The 18,709-nt window shown below is 39.0% G+C and carries 11 protein-coding genes; 5 read left to right on the top strand and 6 right to left on the bottom strand.

Annotation, left to right across the window (positions count from 1 at the left end; all coding sequences use genetic code 11):
- Positions 1 to 3: 3 nt before the first annotated feature.
- The 3 genes from M1E96_RS10025 to M1E96_RS10035 are packed head-to-tail and all read right to left on the bottom strand — an operon-like array spanning position 4 to position 8,735.
- A complete protein-coding gene (locus M1E96_RS10025) occupies positions 4 to 6,243 on the bottom strand; it encodes an AAA domain-containing protein (RefSeq protein WP_369426979.1) in 6,240 nt (2,079 codons plus the stop codon).
- Positions 6,244 to 6,260: 17 nt separating this feature from the next.
- Positions 6,261 to 6,893: a 4Fe-4S single cluster domain-containing protein gene (locus M1E96_RS10030; protein ID WP_369426980.1), complete on the bottom strand. Its 633-nt coding sequence runs from the start codon at positions 6,891 to 6,893 to the stop codon at positions 6,261 to 6,263.
- Between the two features lie 6 nt (positions 6,894 to 6,899).
- Positions 6,900 to 8,735, bottom strand: coding sequence for an AAA family ATPase (locus M1E96_RS10035; protein WP_369426981.1), 1,836 nt, complete (start codon positions 8,733 to 8,735; stop codon positions 6,900 to 6,902).
- A gap of 211 nt (positions 8,736 to 8,946) precedes the next feature.
- Between M1E96_RS10035 and M1E96_RS10040 the strand changes: the two genes are divergently transcribed.
- The 4 genes from M1E96_RS10040 to M1E96_RS10055 all read left to right on the top strand — a co-directional run bounded on the left by M1E96_RS10040 (position 8,947) and on the right by M1E96_RS10055 (position 13,624).
- Positions 8,947 to 9,405: a GNAT family N-acetyltransferase gene (locus tag M1E96_RS10040; protein ID WP_272579851.1), complete on the top strand. Its 459-nt coding sequence runs from the start codon at positions 8,947 to 8,949 to the stop codon at positions 9,403 to 9,405.
- Positions 9,406 to 10,022: 617 nt separating this feature from the next.
- Positions 10,023 to 11,138: a M20 family metallopeptidase gene (locus tag M1E96_RS10045; RefSeq protein WP_272579850.1), complete on the top strand. Its 1,116-nt coding sequence runs from the start codon at positions 10,023 to 10,025 to the stop codon at positions 11,136 to 11,138.
- A gap of 85 nt (positions 11,139 to 11,223) precedes the next feature.
- Positions 11,224 to 12,522, top strand: a complete 1,299-nt coding sequence (locus M1E96_RS10050; RefSeq protein WP_272579849.1) for an MFS transporter — start codon at positions 11,224 to 11,226, stop codon at positions 12,520 to 12,522.
- 538 nt (positions 12,523 to 13,060) lie between these two features.
- Positions 13,061 to 13,624 carry a class I SAM-dependent methyltransferase gene (locus tag M1E96_RS10055; RefSeq protein ID WP_140180033.1) on the top strand — a complete coding sequence of 188 codons (564 nt, stop codon included), beginning with the start codon at positions 13,061 to 13,063 and terminating at the stop codon, positions 13,622 to 13,624.
- 64 nt (positions 13,625 to 13,688) lie between these two features.
- On the opposite strand, the gene M1E96_RS10060 is transcribed toward M1E96_RS10055, so the two are convergent.
- The 3 genes from M1E96_RS10060 to alkB form a co-directional block, all read right to left on the bottom strand.
- Complete coding sequence (locus M1E96_RS10060; RefSeq protein WP_140186486.1) at positions 13,689 to 14,153, bottom strand: YaiI/YqxD family protein; 465 nt, start codon at positions 14,151 to 14,153, stop codon at positions 13,689 to 13,691.
- 271 nt (positions 14,154 to 14,424) lie between these two features.
- Positions 14,425 to 15,450, bottom strand: coding sequence for a low specificity L-threonine aldolase (locus tag M1E96_RS10065; protein WP_272579848.1), 1,026 nt, complete (start codon positions 15,448 to 15,450; stop codon positions 14,425 to 14,427).
- Positions 15,451 to 15,574: 124 nt separating this feature from the next.
- Positions 15,575 to 16,207, bottom strand: a complete 633-nt coding sequence (gene alkB / locus M1E96_RS10070; protein ID WP_272579847.1) for a DNA oxidative demethylase AlkB — start codon at positions 16,205 to 16,207, stop codon at positions 15,575 to 15,577.
- Positions 16,208 to 16,457: 250 nt separating this feature from the next.
- Here alkB and M1E96_RS10075 point away from each other — a divergent pair, with 250 nt between their 5' ends.
- Positions 16,458 to 18,644, top strand: a complete 2,187-nt coding sequence (locus M1E96_RS10075) for a glycoside hydrolase (RefSeq protein ID WP_272579846.1) — start codon at positions 16,458 to 16,460, stop codon at positions 18,642 to 18,644.
- Positions 18,645 to 18,709: the final 65 nt, after the last annotated feature.

Here is an 18,709-nt window from a genome sequence, read left to right on the forward strand (position 1 = left end):
AACCTATTTAATCATTAATGATGCTTGATGAATTGCTGCAACAAGTTGTTGTTGTGCCTTTTCTCGCTCGTAATACCATTCTCTCAGCGAGACACGATGGCGAGCCACTACAACACGTTTTAATACCCCTTCTCGCCAGAGTTCTCGTGAACGCGCACGCTGCAATAACATATGGTGTGGCATATCGCATTCTACCCCCAATAAAAATTGCCCAGTGGCTTCATTTTCAATTAAACAATCAAAATAAAATACCCCTACTTGCTCTGTAGGTGCAATTTTCCAACCTTGAGAACGAATAAATTGGGTGACGGATCCAACAAATGCATCAATCTCTACTTCGGGTTGCGTTTGTGCCGCTTGCGTATAACACATTCGATTGAGCAATTTACTGTTTTCTGCTTGCATTAATGGGTCACTCAAGTTTTTAGCGTAAGCTAAATAGCCTTGTAAATAATCACGTGGGATCTCAGGTTTCCGATATGTCGTGAGTAAATCTGAAATTTCATCGATTGGCATTGATGACATGATCACCACTTGTTGACGCGCCCGAGTGATCGCGACATTTAAACGCCGTTCGCCTCCAGTTTGCCCTAATACACCAAAATTACGCCTAAATGTTCCTTGTTGATTACGCCCAAATGTGGTGGAAAATAAAATCACATCACGCTCATCACCTTGGACGTTTTCGACATTTTTCACAAAAAATGACATATCTTCATCGTTGGTTTGGCGTTGAGCTTCTTCACTGTAGGCTTGATGAAATTGCTCGTCCACTAGCGCTTTAGCCCGAATATGTTGATTAATCAATTGAGCCTGTTTTTGGTTAAAGGTGACCACACCAATAGAAGGCCTTTCATTAAATGGGCGCAACCAAATTTGAGATAAGTGCTCTACAACTGCTTTTGCTTCATCTTCATTACTTTGATTAACATAAGTACCATTAACGGTGATCAATCTTAATGGTTTAACATCATTCACGATTTTAGTGGAGTGTTGGGCTGGGATATTCAACCGATTTTCATAGAATGCGTAGTTAGAGAAGTTAATCAATTCACGGTAGACTGAACGATAGTGAATATCGAGAGAATATACGGGTAATACCGTACGTGCTAGATGCAACAGATCAGGACAATCGCTAATTTGTCGGTAATTCCACTGCTCATCCGCTTGCTCTTGTTGATCTTCATCTTCATCATGTTCATCATCATCGGTGAGTTTTCCACTAAAAAATTTTGATGGTGGCATCTGTTTTTCATCACCACTGACAATCGCCTGCTTTCCTCTAAATAAGGTTGGTAATGCATATTCAATCGGCATTTGTGATGCTTCATCATAAATGACACTGTCAAACAGACCTGCTTTAAGTGGTAGAATCTGACTTGCTACATCCGGTGTCATCAACCAAACTGGACGCAATTGCATTAATCCAAGCTCACATCCTTCACTAATAAATTCACGAAGACGCCTAGCTCTCGGTCCTGTTAGACGTGTAATTGCTTCCCATTCACGGCGGCTAGCTAACATTAATGTATCAATATTGAGAGTTAACGCTTGCTTATTATGCCGTTGTAATTGATTTTGCAATTCAGCGAGTTGAGCAATCTGTTCTGTGACTTGATTATTATCTAAAGAAAGTACGGGTGATCGGGTTTCAATTTTATTTTTAGCCGATAACAAAAAGGCATGTTTAACCGTATTGGCTAATTTACTTACCCAATGAGAAGAGTGATCAGCCTCAATCAACGGTCGTAACAAAGCCAATATTTGCCAATTTGCTGGTGAAAAATGCGCGGTTTCAGCCCTAAATTTTTGAAATCGAGCTAGCTCAGGTAACGCTTTTTTTAACTGTTCAATAGCTGTCGCTAATGAGTTCCCCGTCATAATAGCATCTTTAAATTGTTGCCAATAAGTTACTGTTAATACAGGTTTTAGCCTATCCAAAATAGCTAAGCTGTTTTGCCTTGCTTCCGCTTTGTCGATAGCCGCTTCTACTTCGCGGCATTGCTGCATAAATCCAAGTCGTTGCAGTTGAACAATGGCCGATAAAAAATGTTCTGGTTGTGGATAATTTGCCAAAGTGGCCGCATTTTGTTCAACTTGTCGAAGCTGTTCAATTAGCGAGCTGAGGGTTTTCTGCCATAACTGTATCGCTGGATTTAGTGGCTCAATGTGTAATTGATGGTAGATAGGTAATAGTTCTTGATATAACAGGCGCCATTGTTGCTCGGTATTAATCGTTTTTAATAAACAATCAAACTTAATAACACTACTGTTCATTCCACTGGAAGCAACGAATTGAGCGAGTTTGTTTTTTCGACTGTAATAGAAAGGATTTAAAAAACGTAGAAATGAGCCGTGTAATTTCTCCGAAATAGCACGTGACAGCTGAGATAATGTTAAATTATCCAATGATGCCAATAGCGAAAAATAATGAGATTCTGTTCCTGTGGTATCAATGCTGCTTAAGCGGTTATTTAGCTGTATTAATTGCTCTATCACCGTAGCACCAATGGTTTGTTTACCCTGCTCATTTAAAAACAAGGTTAGCCACTGCGAAAAGTCGTGCCATTGATCGGGGGTCAATAAAGCAAACTGTTGTTTGCACTGCTGGTAAGTTGTTCGATGATCTAGCAATAGCTCTATATTTATTTGATGTTCAATGCCACTCTCAGTGCTTAAACGCTGAGTTTCTGCCGCGATAAACAATGGAAAAGTCTGCTCAAACAAGCGGTATTCTGGATCATCAAGGTTAAATTGCGCTATTCCATTCAATGGACTTTGCTCATAATTTAATGCAAACCAGTTAGGGGCATGAATATTAATATCATTGATAAATTGAGTGATACTGTTTTTGTTTTGTAAGACTAAAACAGATTGTATTTGATCAATATCCAGCAAATAACGTTCGGCTTTATCAGCAACCAATAACCCTGATAATACCTCTTTATATGACAATTTTAATTGGTCATCAGCGGTATACATTGCCTGATAATATTCATCAAGCGTATTTTCACACTGTTCAAGTGTTTGATTAACTTGCCGACGTTGATTGCGCCAATCATCATCGTGTAACTCGGTTGCCAATTTAACCCATAATTGTTCAAGTTGTTCTCGAACTGCCTGAATAACTTCTCGTGATTTCTGATTTTGATTAATCATTAATACACGATCTGCCAATCCACTAGCAACTAAGCGTTTATAAACCACCTCTAATGCAGCGGGCTTTTGACAGATAACTAATGCCGTTTTCTGACGACCAATAGCATCAGCAATTAAGTTGACAATCGTTTGGCTTTTCCCTGTTCCCGGAGGGCCTTCAATTAATAGTCCGGTTCCTTGGCGAGCAGCCTGTACTACCGCCTCCTGAGACGGATCTGGCAGTGATAAAAAGTATTGGTCTTTAGTTTGTTCCTGTCGTGCCCCATCTATACTTTGTTGCTCATTGAGGTTGAGCATGGTGGCTAGTGCTGTTTGATTAATACTTTGTGAAGTAATTAATTGCAAATCACTGCTGATGGCTTGCCCAATAAATGAAGTATGGAACAACACCGCCGAGCAAATAATTTGTGCACTGTTTTCGGGTACATTTTCAGTAATAGAGGGTAATGGTGATAAATTAAATTCTCTCACGGGCAAAAGCCCATTGAGCATTGTCATTGTTTCTTCAACACTTAAGGCGGCTTGCGAAAGAATATTATCTAACGCGTCTTGCCATTCACTCACTGCGGGGATCCCAACAAAATTAGCCAGCGCTGGGTTAATGCGGACCGCTGCTCTATCATTATCAAAAGCGAGTTGGACAGGTCCTCGTTGTAATTCAGAAGATAAAATAGATACGGGCCATAAAAATAATGGCGCAATACGTGGTTTGATTTTATTGGGTTGGGTATTCAGGAGTAAAAATGGAAAACCTAAATACATGCCATTGATACCGGTGTCTCTTTGGTACAATTGCGTATCTGATTGCAATGCCCACAAACGTGAATTAACGCCTTTACGCTGTAACAACAAATCACTATCAATCGTGATTGCACGGCTTTTCCGATTAATTAAATGCTCTAATAGCTTATCAGCACCTTGGTGTGAGCTCGTGCACTCAGTAAGGTCAACCCGACCGGCTGTAGCCGTTAAACGCATACGGACAAGGTTACCACGTTGGGTAACAGAGGTGAGTTTTTGTGCGAAAAAGCCAAGAACCTCAAGGATATACTTCTGTGATTCTGGAACTTGCCATTGCTCAATTGGGACGGCTAACATCAGCAAAACCTGCGGGAGTGGCAAGCGACGCGTTAATAAAAAAGTGTCAGCCCACTGATCAATATCCATTACACCGAGTCGTTTAAAACCATCTAATCGTTCTGCTAATAATTGAAATAGCTCATTACGTGGTAAAAGCAACTGCTGCTTAGCCACTTCATGGTCAAAATGGGCAATATCATATTGTGTAGCCAATTTAGCCGCATCACTTATAATAGTGTCTACCGCAATAAACTGCCCAATATCAGCACTGAGTAGTAAAATATAATCATCTTCTTGTGGCTTTTGTTTACCAATGAGTACCCTTAAACTGTCGTTATGTGTATCAGGGAATTGCTGATGAAAAATATCCCAACGCGCCATTAACTGACTGGTAGAACTAATTAATAAATAGAGTTTTAAGCTTTCTTCATTGAGTGGGATTTGCTGTTGTTCTGCGCGCAGGCGGATCCTACATTGACGATGAAAAAGTTGAACCAGCCAATGTTGCTCGTCTATCGCTTGAAGTTGATTTGCTAATGGCTCACTAATTAATTGGTAACCCAACATTGGGTTGTCTAGTAGCCATGCTGGTGTGATAATTTCACCTTGAAAAACAAACGGAATATTTGGATTCAAAATCCGTAGCGCTAAGGCCAATTTTAGGTCAGGAATAATTTCTGTATTATTCATTAAACGCTGTAATTGCCCTAATACACTGCCCATTTGGTCAAATTTACTTAACCATGACGTGATTTCTCCACGGGTTAACAAGTCAATCGCATCGTCCCAATGCGCTTGTTCCGCTGCAACCAACGCAAATGTTTCTGGATGACTGAATTGGTATCCTGCGAATGACAAGTTATGTACTTGTTGCTGTATGTCGCTATTGAGCAATTCAGGAGCTTGGACAGGACGACCTTGTAACCAAGCTGAAACTTGAGGCCACTGCCAACGTGAAAAGCGATCTCTATTTAATAAACCACGTAATAAGAGTTGAGTACGGTCATCCAATTCACTAGGGAGCTCAATACCATTCGTCATGACATGAATCAGAAATGCATTATCATGGATATGATCAAAACATTTTCCACGGGTTAATTGCTCCAGCAAAATAATCCCTAAGCTCCACCAATCTGATGCGGCGCAAACCCCTCCTGCTAAGGTTTCTGGAGCGGTATAACGTGAAATATCTAATGGTGAGACGATATCAAGATCAAATTCAGACAAGCTTGCTGAACCATATTCTATAATAACAATATCGAGTGGTTCACGACTGCGTATTAATAGGTTAGAAGGCCTTAAAGCACGATGACGTAATCCATGTTCAGCAAATGTGGCTAATGCAGTTCCCAGCTCTTCAACTAATTTAGGAATTTCATCAGGCCGCCAAAAATCCCCTTGTTGGATAAATTGGCTAAGTGAGCCACCGGTTAACTGTTCAGTGACATGCCATGCTCTATTTTCCCATCGCCCTGTTTCATAAAACTGTGGCACATGCTCAGTGGGAATGAGTTTGAGTACTTGGTAAATCGCCGGATCAGGCTCTTCCCCCTTTTGGTACAGCGTTAATACACCAACTTGCCCTGTCAGCTTATTTGTGACAGTGTAACGCTCACGCGCGCTATCAATTTCATTAATACGTTGATCTAGACGCCAGTCATCTATATATCGGTGAGAAGTTATCTCTTGTTGCTGCTCGCGACTATCATTGGATAACGCTGCATCAGCACCGCATTGTAGGCAAATAAGATCACTGGGGTCCATTGGATGACCATTGACGCAAACTATCGCGTCTGGTGTCGATACATCGACAACCTTATCGCCCGCTGAAATGTGATCGCCGGTAACTTCGCTTTGCTGTAATGGCGGTTGCCAACTTTCATCCTGAATGGTTTCAAGAGTAAGATCCCAACCACAAGGTTGATGATTAATTTGCCCCTCACAAAAAATCTCCGTTAATGGGCGTTTTGTCTGGCAATGAGGGCAAAAACGTATCATGGTCATCCGCTATTCCGATCCACTTATTTTTTAAGTTGTTTTAAAGGTTGTTCTTTTTGTTCAAGCCATGATTGTAAATAGGACATGTCATGGCGCTGGGGGATCCCCAGTAAAAAAATACGACCTGTTTCATCTACGGCGAGATCAAGCGCTTTATGAGAATCTATTAACTGAGTATCGTATTGAGAGAAACGTTGTTTTCCCAATGATGTGAGACAATGCAACTGTTGGTTATCACTTCCTCTCAATGCCAATGTTTGTGGCGCGCTTTCTTGATATGGTCCTGTGATTAACGCATCAATCAACCCATTCATATCTAAAATGTCTTGATGAATATCATCCCATTCATAACCGCTATAAACTAGAATGTCACCCTGAAAATCTTGCCGTAATTCTGTTAATAAACATTGCAAGGCATCTCGTTGCTCAAATGGTTCTCCACCTGAAATGGTGATCCCATCCGCCTCTTGTAACCATGGTTTTAATTGCTGCATCAAAACCGTAATATCAATACCACTTTCTCGCCGATGCCAAGTGTCCGGTGACATACATCCTTTGCAATGTATAGAGCAGCCTTGAACCCATAAGCCAATACGTTGACCGGGCCCCAAAGTCGTGACAGGAAAATGAATTCGTGAAAGACTGATTTTTGTCATTTATTATTACGCCATCGGTTGTAGTAATATACGCGTTGATTCACCTATCTCTATATCTGTTATTTGATAAGCGCTATTCTCCACCAACTCGCTGTCAAAAATGGCTCGTGATAATGGATTAATTAAATACGCTTCTAATTGATTGCGTATACCGCGCCCACCATTCGATAAATCAGCTAAACAACGTGTTTTTAGTCTCTCTTTTGCCTGTTGGGAAATAACAATGTTTAATGACTGTTTTTCCAGACCTAATAGAATGTTATCAACCATTTGTTCAAAGATTTGCTCTGCCACATCTGGGCGAATAAAATCAAAAACAATGATATTTTCACCGATACGGTTTAATAATTCAGGCCGGTTGAGCACTAATTTGAAATGTCGCTCAATCTCATTTTTTACATTGCGAGTCACTGTTTCAAATGGTTCATGGGGTTGCACATTAGCAACGCGTTCCCCATTAGCATCTAAACGATAAATACCGAGGTTGGAAGTAAAGATGATCAGAGATTCAGAGAAATAAACGCGATCTCCCCGCCCTGAAGTTAAAACACCATCATCAATAATTTGTAAAAACTTATCCATTAGGTGAGGATGTGCCTTTTCAATCTCATCAAATAGCACAACACTAAAAGGTTTTTCTCTGATGGCATTGGTTAATTCGCCACCTGAATCATAGCCTACGTAACCAGGAGGAGCACCAATCAAACGTTGATCTGCATGTTCGGCACTAAACTCTGACATATCAAAACGAATATAAGCACTCTCATCGCCAAATAGCAGTTGAGTTACTGTTTTGGCTAATTCCGTTTTACCAACCCCTGTTGGTCCCGCCAAAAAGACAACCCCTCTAGGACGGCCGCCTTTATGACCACCAACCCCTGTCATCGCGCGTTTGATAATATCGAGTAAATGGGTGACTGCATGCTGTTGCCCTTTAACCCTGCGTTGGATCATTTGTGGTGCATGACGAATTTTTTGTTTATCGATTTTTTTCCATGGATCTTCGGTAATACCTACTTTATAGCGACGTACGGCATCACTAATACGCACAGCGTCAACTTGCTCAATGCGCGCAAGCTGAATGATCGCAGTTAAATCAAGTAGCAGTAGACCTTCGGTTTCATCGATAAAATCATTAAGTAAACGCTGTTTTTCGCTTTCCTCAATATCGCTAAAATTTGCTAGCGAAGACAATAAATTTGGCGCGAGTTGTCGGCGAACTTGGCTATCTGGCTTAGCCACCGAAATAGCGCGCACTCGTGGATTGTTGACTAAGAACCAATCAGGTAAATCCGTTTCCTTTTCCACAATCCAAAATAAGCTATTAAAATAAGGTTGATTTTTTTCGCCTGCTGGACGTGCTTTTGCTTGATGGGATACCACTAAAGCTCGAGTAAATAAACTGTGCTCTGCTGGCGTCAAATTAGCGCGGTGGGAAATTAAACATGAGGCGAAATCAATGCAAAGTGCTATCGGCTGTTCAGTACAATTTACCCATTTATCCAGCACTTGATTGAGGATATCTATTCCTCCTGCGGAATACCCTTCAGTGGGTGTTAACCCCAGTTTTTGCATGAGTGCCATCCCTGCCTCAACCTGTTTGGCTGGGTTAGCCACCCATTGGAACCCCAATAAAGGGGTATAGGTAATAATATGCGCGTAGCCAGCCTCAAATAAACTATTAAATAAGGATTGATTAAACGGTAATGGTGTCACCACATTAGGAGCAACTTCGCTTGCCTGAAGATCACGAACGTTGCCAAATAATACAAATTGGCTTTTTAATGGTATAAATCTCAGTAAATCGCGTAACCAACGTGGTTTTTGAAAAGCAGTTTCCATGACATCCTTTACCTTACATGAGCATTTTATTCAAGTTTACCGTAAATGTTCGATAAATAGCGCATTTATCTATAACAACAACCAATAATCTGAACATTCTCATTACATTTGGTTATTCATTCATCTTTGTGTTTAATATTTCTATATTCCATTGTAATTTATAAGCAATCAATCGCCTTAATTTACCCTAATATTGAATAAGTGAGCCGAGATGTCCCCTTCATTTGAAACCTATTTGCATCCAACGTTATCCAACTGTTCTATCACGACTAATCCACACAACATGGATATTACAGCCATTCATCAGTTTTTAACTCATTCGACTTGGGCTGCGGGTATTTCCCGTGAAACTGTGCAGTTATCTATTACCAATAGTTTATGTTTCGGATTATTTAAAGATGATAAGCAAATTGGATTTGCGAGGTTAGTGACTGATTACGCAACATTTGGTTATTTATGTGATGTATATATTGTAGAAGAATGGCGTAATCATAAATTGAGTCGTTGGTTAGTTGAATGTTGCCAACAACACCATGTTACTCAGCGTTTACGACGTATTATGTTAGTAACTTCGACTGCTTCTTGGCTTTACGAAAAAGTCGGTTATCGCCCAGTTAAGCAAGAGAATTTTGTTTGGCAAATTGTTCGGCCAGATATATATAAGCAGTAAATAGATTTAACTGGCCGAATAAAAAAAAGTAATGTGAGATCATGTTAGATAATATGATTAAGTATCACTTTTATAATTTTTCATCTAAAAATAACCTTCGAAATGTGCCGCTAATTTATATAAAGTTAGCATATTGAATCAATAACACTCTCAACTATTTATTAGTATGTTGTTTTCCAGCTCAACTATCATGGTAGTTGAAGCTATTTCTACCATCGAAAACACTAAATATAATAATCCAGAAAATTTATTTATATCGAATGAATATCATTAAAGATATTAAGTAATTGCAATTTCAATAATATATCCCTTATAGTGTTATCAGGTTGTTAATTAATTATATCCATCAGCATTATCGGTTGTTATGCCATTTTTTATCAAAAAATAAATTTATATCAGCTATTTATCCTTGTTCAGTATGGATGTTTAGTCGCGCCTCTATTTTATTATTTAAGTACTAGGGGCTGTTAATAGTTTACTCGTGATACTTCAAGTTGCTGCATTGACGATGTTCACTCGCACTAGTCATATCCTTATGTATGCGCCTAGTGACTTGTTTACTTTTTGCCTAGCTGTACTTCGAATTATCTAGAGTAAAGATTAAATAAGGAAGCTCTATGAATTCAACATTATCTTTAACGCAAAAATTACTCAGTTTTAATACTATTAATCCCCCCGGCAATGAAGCCGAATGTATGCAGTTTCTTGCGGATTATCTGAAGCACAAAGGTTTTGAAACGAAACTTCATTCATTTGGTGAACAACGCATGAATCTTCTAGCGTGGATCTCAGGTTCAAAGGCTGGTAAACCATTGGGTTTTACTGGACATATCGACACCGTTCCTTTAGGCAAAACACCTTGGAAGTTTGACCCATTTGGTCACGATATTCACGGAGACAAGCTCTATGGACGCGGAGTCAGCGATATGAAGGCTTCTATAGCTGCGTTTATCATTGCCTGTATACAGCAGCAAGCCGCTTTGCGTAACAGTACAGGGGTAGTGCTTTATTTAACCGGAGGTGAAGAAACGGGTTGTGATGGCGCAAAAGCACTGCTAGCTGAAGAACACGTTCCTGAACCCGGCGCCTTAATTGTGGGCGAACCAACGAATAATTATCCTATTATCGGTCATAAAGGTGCTTTATGGTTACGCTGTGCTCTTAAAGGCAAAACGGCTCATGGCTCAATGCCTTCTTTAGGGATCAATGCCATTTATTTAGCCGTTGATGCATTAGGCAAAATAAAAGATCATTCTCTAGGTACTCCTCACCCTTTAATGTCTTCACCCACTATGAATGTAAGTCGAATTCAAGGTGGCGAGAATATTAACTCTGTCCCTGATTATGTTCATTTCGATATGGATATTCGCAGTGTCCCAAACTTACCACATCAGCAAATATCGCAGCAGCTGGCCGCCCTTTTAGGGGAAAGCGCTGTATTAACCACATTGGTTGATTTGCCTGCTGTATTAACCGATGAAAAGCACACTTGGGTTCGTCAAGTTTATCAACATTGCCAAGCCCTACACCAACAACCTTTAGAAGCAAAAACAATGCCTTATTTTACCGATGCCTCGTTATTAGTCCCCGCATTAGGTAATCCCCCTTGCATTGTGTTAGGTCCGGGTGAACCTGAACAAGCACATCAAACGGATGAATATTGCTCTATCGTTAAAATGGAGGCGGCTAAGACACTGTACAGCAAAATTATTTCTGATTGGGCTTCAGCTTGAAGAATGGGTAAATAGCAATCATCAATGCGCAGTACGTACTCCAATTCTTTAGTCAACATAAGTAAAATAAACGAGGAGTCGTTACATGTACCAAAATACAGTAGAAGTCGAAACTATTACCAGTCAGGGCGCTATTTCTGACAAAACCTACAATAAGTTATATTGGCGTTTACTGCCTTTTTTAGCGCTGTGCTATATGTTTGCTTATATTGATCGCATTAATATGGGCTTCGCTAAATTACAGATGCAGGATGCGATTAACCTTAGTGATGCTGCATATGGTTTAGGTGCAGGGATCTTCTTTCTTGGTTATGTACTGTTTGAAATACCAAGTAATCTGTATTTAACTAAGATCGGCGCAAAAAGAACATTTGTCCGTATTATGATCTTATGGGGGCTAACATCTGCGTCCATGATGTTTGTCTCTTCTCCAACAATGTTTTATATATTACGTTTTTTACTTGGTGTTTTTGAAGCTGGCTTCTTCCCTGGTGTGATTTTCTATCTGACATTATGGTTTCCAGTTCAACGTATGGCATCTGCAATGGCATTACTTATGTTAGCAGCCCCAATTGGCAGCATTATTTGTGGCCCGTTATCAACATGGTTAATGACTCACTTTCATGGTGTCAATGGATTACAAGGTTGGCAATGGATGTTCATGTTGGAAGGCTTACCGTGCGTTCTTCTTGGTATTTGGGCTTGGTTCTATATTATAGATAAACCAGAGCAAGCTAGTTGGTTAACCAAAGAAGAAAAACAAGAACTTGCCTTTTCAATCTCCCAAAAACAGCAAAGCGTTATCAACCATGCATCGTTTTTAACTGCCATTAAAACACCACTTACCTATGCATTAGCTATTCTATACTTTTGTATTATGTGTGGTATTTATGCGATCAGTTTCTGGTTACCAACTATTTTGCAGTCACATGGCATTACTGATCTGATTGATATTGGTTTATATTCAGCTCTGCCCTATATTGCAGCCTTATTCAGCATGGTGATCTTATCCAAATCATCGGATATACGCCAAGAACGCCGTTTGCATGTTGCTATCCCTGCTCTCGTTGCGGGCCTTGCTTTATTTGCCTCTAACTATATGAGCAATTTTTTTCTGGCGATATTATTGCTAATTATTGCAACAGCATTAGTCTGGACAGCTTATACCATCTTTTGGTCTATCCCGTCTAAATATATGCAGGGAACTGCCGCTGCTGGTGGTATAGCTATGATCAATACCATTGGGTTATTTGGTGGCTTTTTAAGTCCTTATGTCTTAGGGTGGATCAAACAAACCACAGGCTCACTCACTTATGGCTTAATTTTAATGACAGTATTACTATTAATTGCTTCTGTGATTATGTTTAGCCAACGAAAAGTTTAACTTTAATGATTATTTAAATAGATGTTGAGAAGTATAGAATTACAACATCTATTTAGAATCCCCATTTCACTCTCACCGCAATTAAAACAAGATATCATTTAATATATTCTTCCAGTCTTATAAATGGTTTTTATTATAAATTTAAATATTATCTTCAGTTTTTGTTATTAAAACCATTATCAATGTAATTAATTGTAATTATGGCATTAATCTATTGCGCTTAGTGTTATATCCAAGGTTTATACTATCATTAAATTAAACGCAGGAGGATTAGACCATGTCATTTCTCAGTTGGTTATTTGGCTTCAATAGAAAATCACGTTACTCCAACTATAATCGCTATTCTAAACATGGCGGTTACGCTAAACACGGTAGGCATCATGGACAATATGAATATCAAAACTGGGATGTTAACAGATCAGAACAACCCCTAATACAATGTAGGCAATGCCAATCTATTTTAAATAAGAATGCGAAATTCTGTAGTGAATGTGGTCTATCGGTATAAACAAAAGCGCCTCTCATTAAGGTACGCAAAATGAAACTATCTTTTTTTTACCAATTTAATCACTACCCATTGTATATGAAAAATTTTATTGCTTCGCCAACTAAAATGGGAACGTTATTACCCTCTTCACCTTGGCTATGCAATAATATTCTCAATAATATAGATTGGAAAAATAGCTATAAAATAGTGGAAATTGGCGCAGGCAACGGCGTTATTAGTCAATATATTTTACAACGTATGTCTTCATTAGCCAGTTTAGATCTCTATGAAATTAATAACGATTTCATTAAGATCCTCAATCAAATAGATGAGCACCGAATAACCGTACATCATCGTTCAGCAGAATATTTATTCGGGGACTATGACATTGTTATTTCAGGGCTCCCTTTTCGTTCATTAAGCAAGAAAACAGGTATGAAGATCCTGAAAAATACCCGAGAACGATTACTGAAAAATAATGGCAGTCTGATATTGTTTCAATATACAAAAGGTTGTGAATCTATGTTTTCACGTTACTTTCATTTTACCAAAGAAAGGGTTTACCTTAATGTTCCACCCGCTTGGGTCTATACTTGTAAGCCTAAGTTAGATTAAGAGTTAAACCATGAATAAATATACAATGTCACCTTAAAGTGGCTTTTAAGGTGACATCAATCTTTTATTGTGCAGATAAGGTTTTCCTTCGTTGCAATAACCATTTATCTAATTCATTGGCAAATTGTTGGCGATCTCGTTGATTTAAACTTGCGGGTCCACCCGTTTGAACACCACTCGCCCTCATCGTATCCATAAAATCTCTTATTGTTAAACGTTCTCGAATAGTCGCTTCATTATAACGTTCCCCTCGTGGATTCAAGGCGATAGCCCCTTTTTCCATCACCTCAGCGGCCAAAGGAATATCCGCAGTGACGACCAAGTCCCCCTTCTGTGCACGACGTACAATTTCATTATCTGCAACATCAAACCCAGCGGGCACTTGTAGGGTACGTAAAAAAGCCGATGGCGGTACACTTAAACGCTGATTAGCAACGAATGTTATCTGAACTTCTTCGCGATCAGCCGCCCGATACAAAACCTCTTTGATGACTTTTGGACAAGCATCCGCATCAACCCAAATAAACATCAAGTTACTCCATAACAATTAAAATCGTGTTTTACCACTGAATAATAACAATTTGATTGCTCTTGATTTTAAGCTATTTTTTCCATCACTAAAATAAAAACTGATTGAAAGCTAGCATTCAGTGTAAATTCTTTATTATCAATAAGATCACAATAGCTTAAACTACTTCTTTCTCACTCACAAATCATGTTTTAATATCTAAATGACTTCTTTCATTAACGATGAGAGAAGTCATCATTGATAGCACAGTTTATTACTGTGCTATCACGAACTACAGTAATTGCTTAAATGTAGAAATAAACTTATCAACATCTTGCTGAGTCGTTGACCATGAAGTACACAGACGTAAACAGCTTAGCCCATCATCTGGCTCACAAATTTTGCGTAGTGCATAGTGCGCCATTAATTTTTTAGCTAATTCATCAGGAAGGATCACAAAAATTTGATTTGACTCAGGTGGAGCAAGGAAACTAAATCCTTTTTGTTCGAATAAGCTCACCAACTGTTGGGCTTTATCATTAACATATTTCCCTAATTCAAAAAATAAATCATCGGTAAAAAGTGCATCAAACTGCGCGGCTAATAACCAACCTTTGGCTTGTAATGCCCCTTTCTGCTTGATAGAAAAACGAAAATCAGATTTTAATGCAGGATGTAAGATAACCAATACCTCTGCGGCAAACGCACCAATTTTAGTACCGCCGATGTAAAACATATCGGTAAGCTGTGCAATATCTTCGATCGTCAAATCACTTTCTTTCGACATTAAACCAGATGCAAGGCGCGCACCGTCCATAAACAGTAATAACCCATGTTTATTACATTCCGCTTTCAGTGCTTGTAACTCTTGTTTACGGTAAACGGTACCAATTTCCGTTGAGTTGCTGATGTAAACCAATTTAGCTTGAACGGAATGTTCATCAGTATGCTCTGACAAAATCGCTTGGATATGCTTCGGCTCTAATTTTCCTGATCCAGAACTCACTGTAATCACTTTATGCCCAGTTGCTTCAATGGCTCCTGTCTCATGAGTTGCAATATGACCCGAGTCGACTGCAATTACAGCTTGATGTGGGCGAAGCACATGAGAAATCGCAGTTAGATTAGTGATTGTCCCACCATTAAAAAAGTGGAGATCCGCATCGTTGCGGCCGATCCTTTTCTTGATGTTATCTGTGATTTGCTGTGTATATTTATCCGTGCTATACCCGTCAAAACGTTTTCCGACTAAATCGTTTAATACTTGCATAACCCTTGGGTGTGCTATTTCGTTATAATCATTTTGAAAGCTATACATTACTATTCCTACTAATTAATATAGATTATTATTTATATTCGAATACTGCCCCATCTTCAATCAATCGATTGATATTGTTATTTTTAATTTTTCGTAGGATGTTTTAATAACGATTAGAAGGATGTTACTGGCTGCGCCGGAAAGTCAGGTTAATACGGCATTCCCCCAATACTGGGTGGCTACCTGCTTTTATGCTACGTATTCCATGGTAATTTAAGCGTGATTTTCCTCCCCAAACAACAACATCACCATGCTCTAATAAAAATACTTTTTTCGGTGCATCTCTGGTCAAGCCACCGAATTCAAACATTGCTGGTAAACCTAAAGAAAATGAAACGATTGGCTGTGAAAAATCAGTTTCATCTTTATCTTGATGCAAAGACAATTTAGCCCCAACGCCATAGCGATTCACCAAACAAGCATCAGGAGAGAAATGCTCAAATCCAACACTATTAGCGGCTTGTTGTGCCAATTCAAAGAAAATAGCCGGCATTTTTGGCCATGGTGATTGAGTGATAGGATCATCCATTTGATAGCGATACCCATTGAGATCGCTCACCCAGCCCCAAGATCCACAATTAGTCATTGATGCTGACATTGAATAACCACCGGGTGTTAGCATATGTCGAAATGGAGACTGTTGTATGACCTGCTCTAATCCAACGAGCAGTTCTTGCCCATTCCCTAATAGATACCCTTTCAATAACCAAGCATCTTCAGCCATTAGCAAAGTATTTTCTTCATCTGAAAACAACATACCAACTCCAAGAAAATTAAAATCCGCGCAATAGTGTTAAACATTATGACGTTTTTTGACAGATGCCATTGTCCATTCATGCAAAAATTATTATTTTCAATGCAATCATATAAAAATTAATAATTTCAATAATTGTTCAATTAACTCGACTTTTATCTACAAACAAATCTGTTTTTGATCAAATAAGGTCAGTGTTAGGATGTTATTAATCATACCGCGATATTTTATAAATATAGGACTTTACCTTTACATGACAAAATATCCTTACAACCTAGCTTTAGCTTTGCTCGTTTTTAGCTCATCCACATATGCGCTGCCCCTTCAACATAATGGTTTTTTACTTGATATCGAGCCTGATACCTTAAAAATAACGCACAAAAATGCGCTTATTAATGGGGGGATGCCACAAACTACGGTGGAAAAACTTAATACCAGTACAGATACAGCTCAGTGGTATTGGCCTGATAAACAAATGCAAGTCACCGCTCATCTCGAAAATCAGCAATTACGATTGCATTTTCAAACTTCAAAACAGCAAAAATTAGATTGGTATCAACTTCCTAAATCTGTTTCTGCACTCTATCTACCTATCGGTGAAGGTAGCCACGTTCCTATCAACAACTCAATTTGGCGGCAATATTTAATTAATGAACAAAACGAGATTGATACCAATTATGATCTTAAATTACCGCTATGGAGCCAACAACAAAATCAAGTATATAGCTGGCTGCTTATCACTCCATTTAGCAATAAAATTACCTTTTCTGAGCAAGCTAATCAATTGCAGATGTCATCTAGTCATTTATTTGACCAATTTAACCTTACTCAACCATTTGAAGTCATTCTTTCTATTGGCGAAAGTCCAATAGATGGTGCATTGGCTTATCGGCGCTATTTAGAATCGATAGATGAAATTAAAACCTTGCAACAAAAATTCCTTAATATCCCAGATGGCAATAAATTGATTGGTGCCTCTCATGTCTATATTTGGGGTAAAGGTTTATTGGATCAACAAGACATTAAAAACTGGTCAGGTTTAAATGAATATTTGCAATCACCTAAAGGTAAATCCATTTGGGATGCTCTTGATAAAGATGCACAACGTGCATTCAAAAAAATCAAACAATCTCCCCCTGAAAAATGGCAACAACCTTATTTAGTTAGTGCTCTTAATGAAGCTTTTAAAGTTGTCGTGCCTAATCCTAAAACGCCTGAAGACAGTGATTTCTTACTCTATCAACAAATTCAAGCACAAAAGATAGAACACATGGTGTTAAAACAACTTGGACCATGGCTAACTGGCAATGAAAATTGGGGGCAAGGTTTATCCATTCCACTAATCAATCAGTTGAACCTTCATGGATTACCTAAGTTATGGCTAGGTGTTGATAATTGGTCAGTGACTTTTTACCAGCCTGAAGCCGTTGAGCAGGCAGTAAAATTGGGTTACTTGATAGGAGCTTATGACTCATATGACACCGCGATCCCTATCGGAGTCAATGAGCATTGGCTAACCGCGCAAATTCCTACTGTTTTGCGACAAAAATGTGCCATCGTGCAACAAAATGGACAAAAAAGCCCTGGCTTTGGGGGAAAAGGCTATTACTTAAATCCAAACTGTATGCAAGATTATTCACAAACGCGTATCAAAGCGTTACTTGAACTGTCGCACATCAATAGCTTATTTCTCGATGTCGATGGCACCGGTATGGTGGTCAATGACTATAGTGATATTAATTCTATGAGTGCCGAGCAAATGACAGCTGCACGTAATGCGCGATTAGGTTGGATTGAAAAAACGCTTCGGATCCCATTAGGTTCAGAAGATGGTAATGCGGTGACCGCTAAACATCTTATGTTTGCTCATGGAATGGAAACATGGGGTTTTGGTTGGGGCGATAAAAGCATCCATAAAGATAAAAATTCACCTTATTATTTAGGCGCATGGTGGCCTGAAAGTGAGCCAGCTGTTTTTTTTAATAAAGCTAAGTTAAAACAACCCTATTTAACCGTTGAGTTTGATCCGCGTTGGCGACTGCCGCTCTATCAAACAGTATTTCACGACGCAATTATTAGCACACATCACTGGACATTTGATAACCTCAAATTCCCTGAAGTACAAACGACTAGAGAGTTATTAAGCCAATTATATAATACAGCGCCTTTATATAATTTAAGTCGAGGGACGATTAATCAGCGGCTCCCCGCAATGCTCAAATCCGATAGTGTTTTTCGGCCTATACACCAAGTATTATGGGATCAAAAACTAGTCGGATTTACATGGCTCGATAAAGAAGGTTGGGTACAACAAACCACCTTTAGCGATGGTTCAGTGATTATCGCTAATTTTGCCGATAAACCATTTAATGATGTGCCACCTCGTTCATTAAAAGCTATGTTATCGAATGGGAAAATCGTTAAACAAAGTTATCCTTAAAAGATAATGGGTTACTGGTTTAACGACAAAAAAAGCAAGCTGTATTCGACCATATTTTACGCTTG

The organism is Providencia sp. PROV236, from assembly GCF_033676985.1.
In the GTDB taxonomy this organism is placed as follows: domain Bacteria; phylum Pseudomonadota; class Gammaproteobacteria; order Enterobacterales; family Enterobacteriaceae; genus Providencia; species Providencia manganoxydans.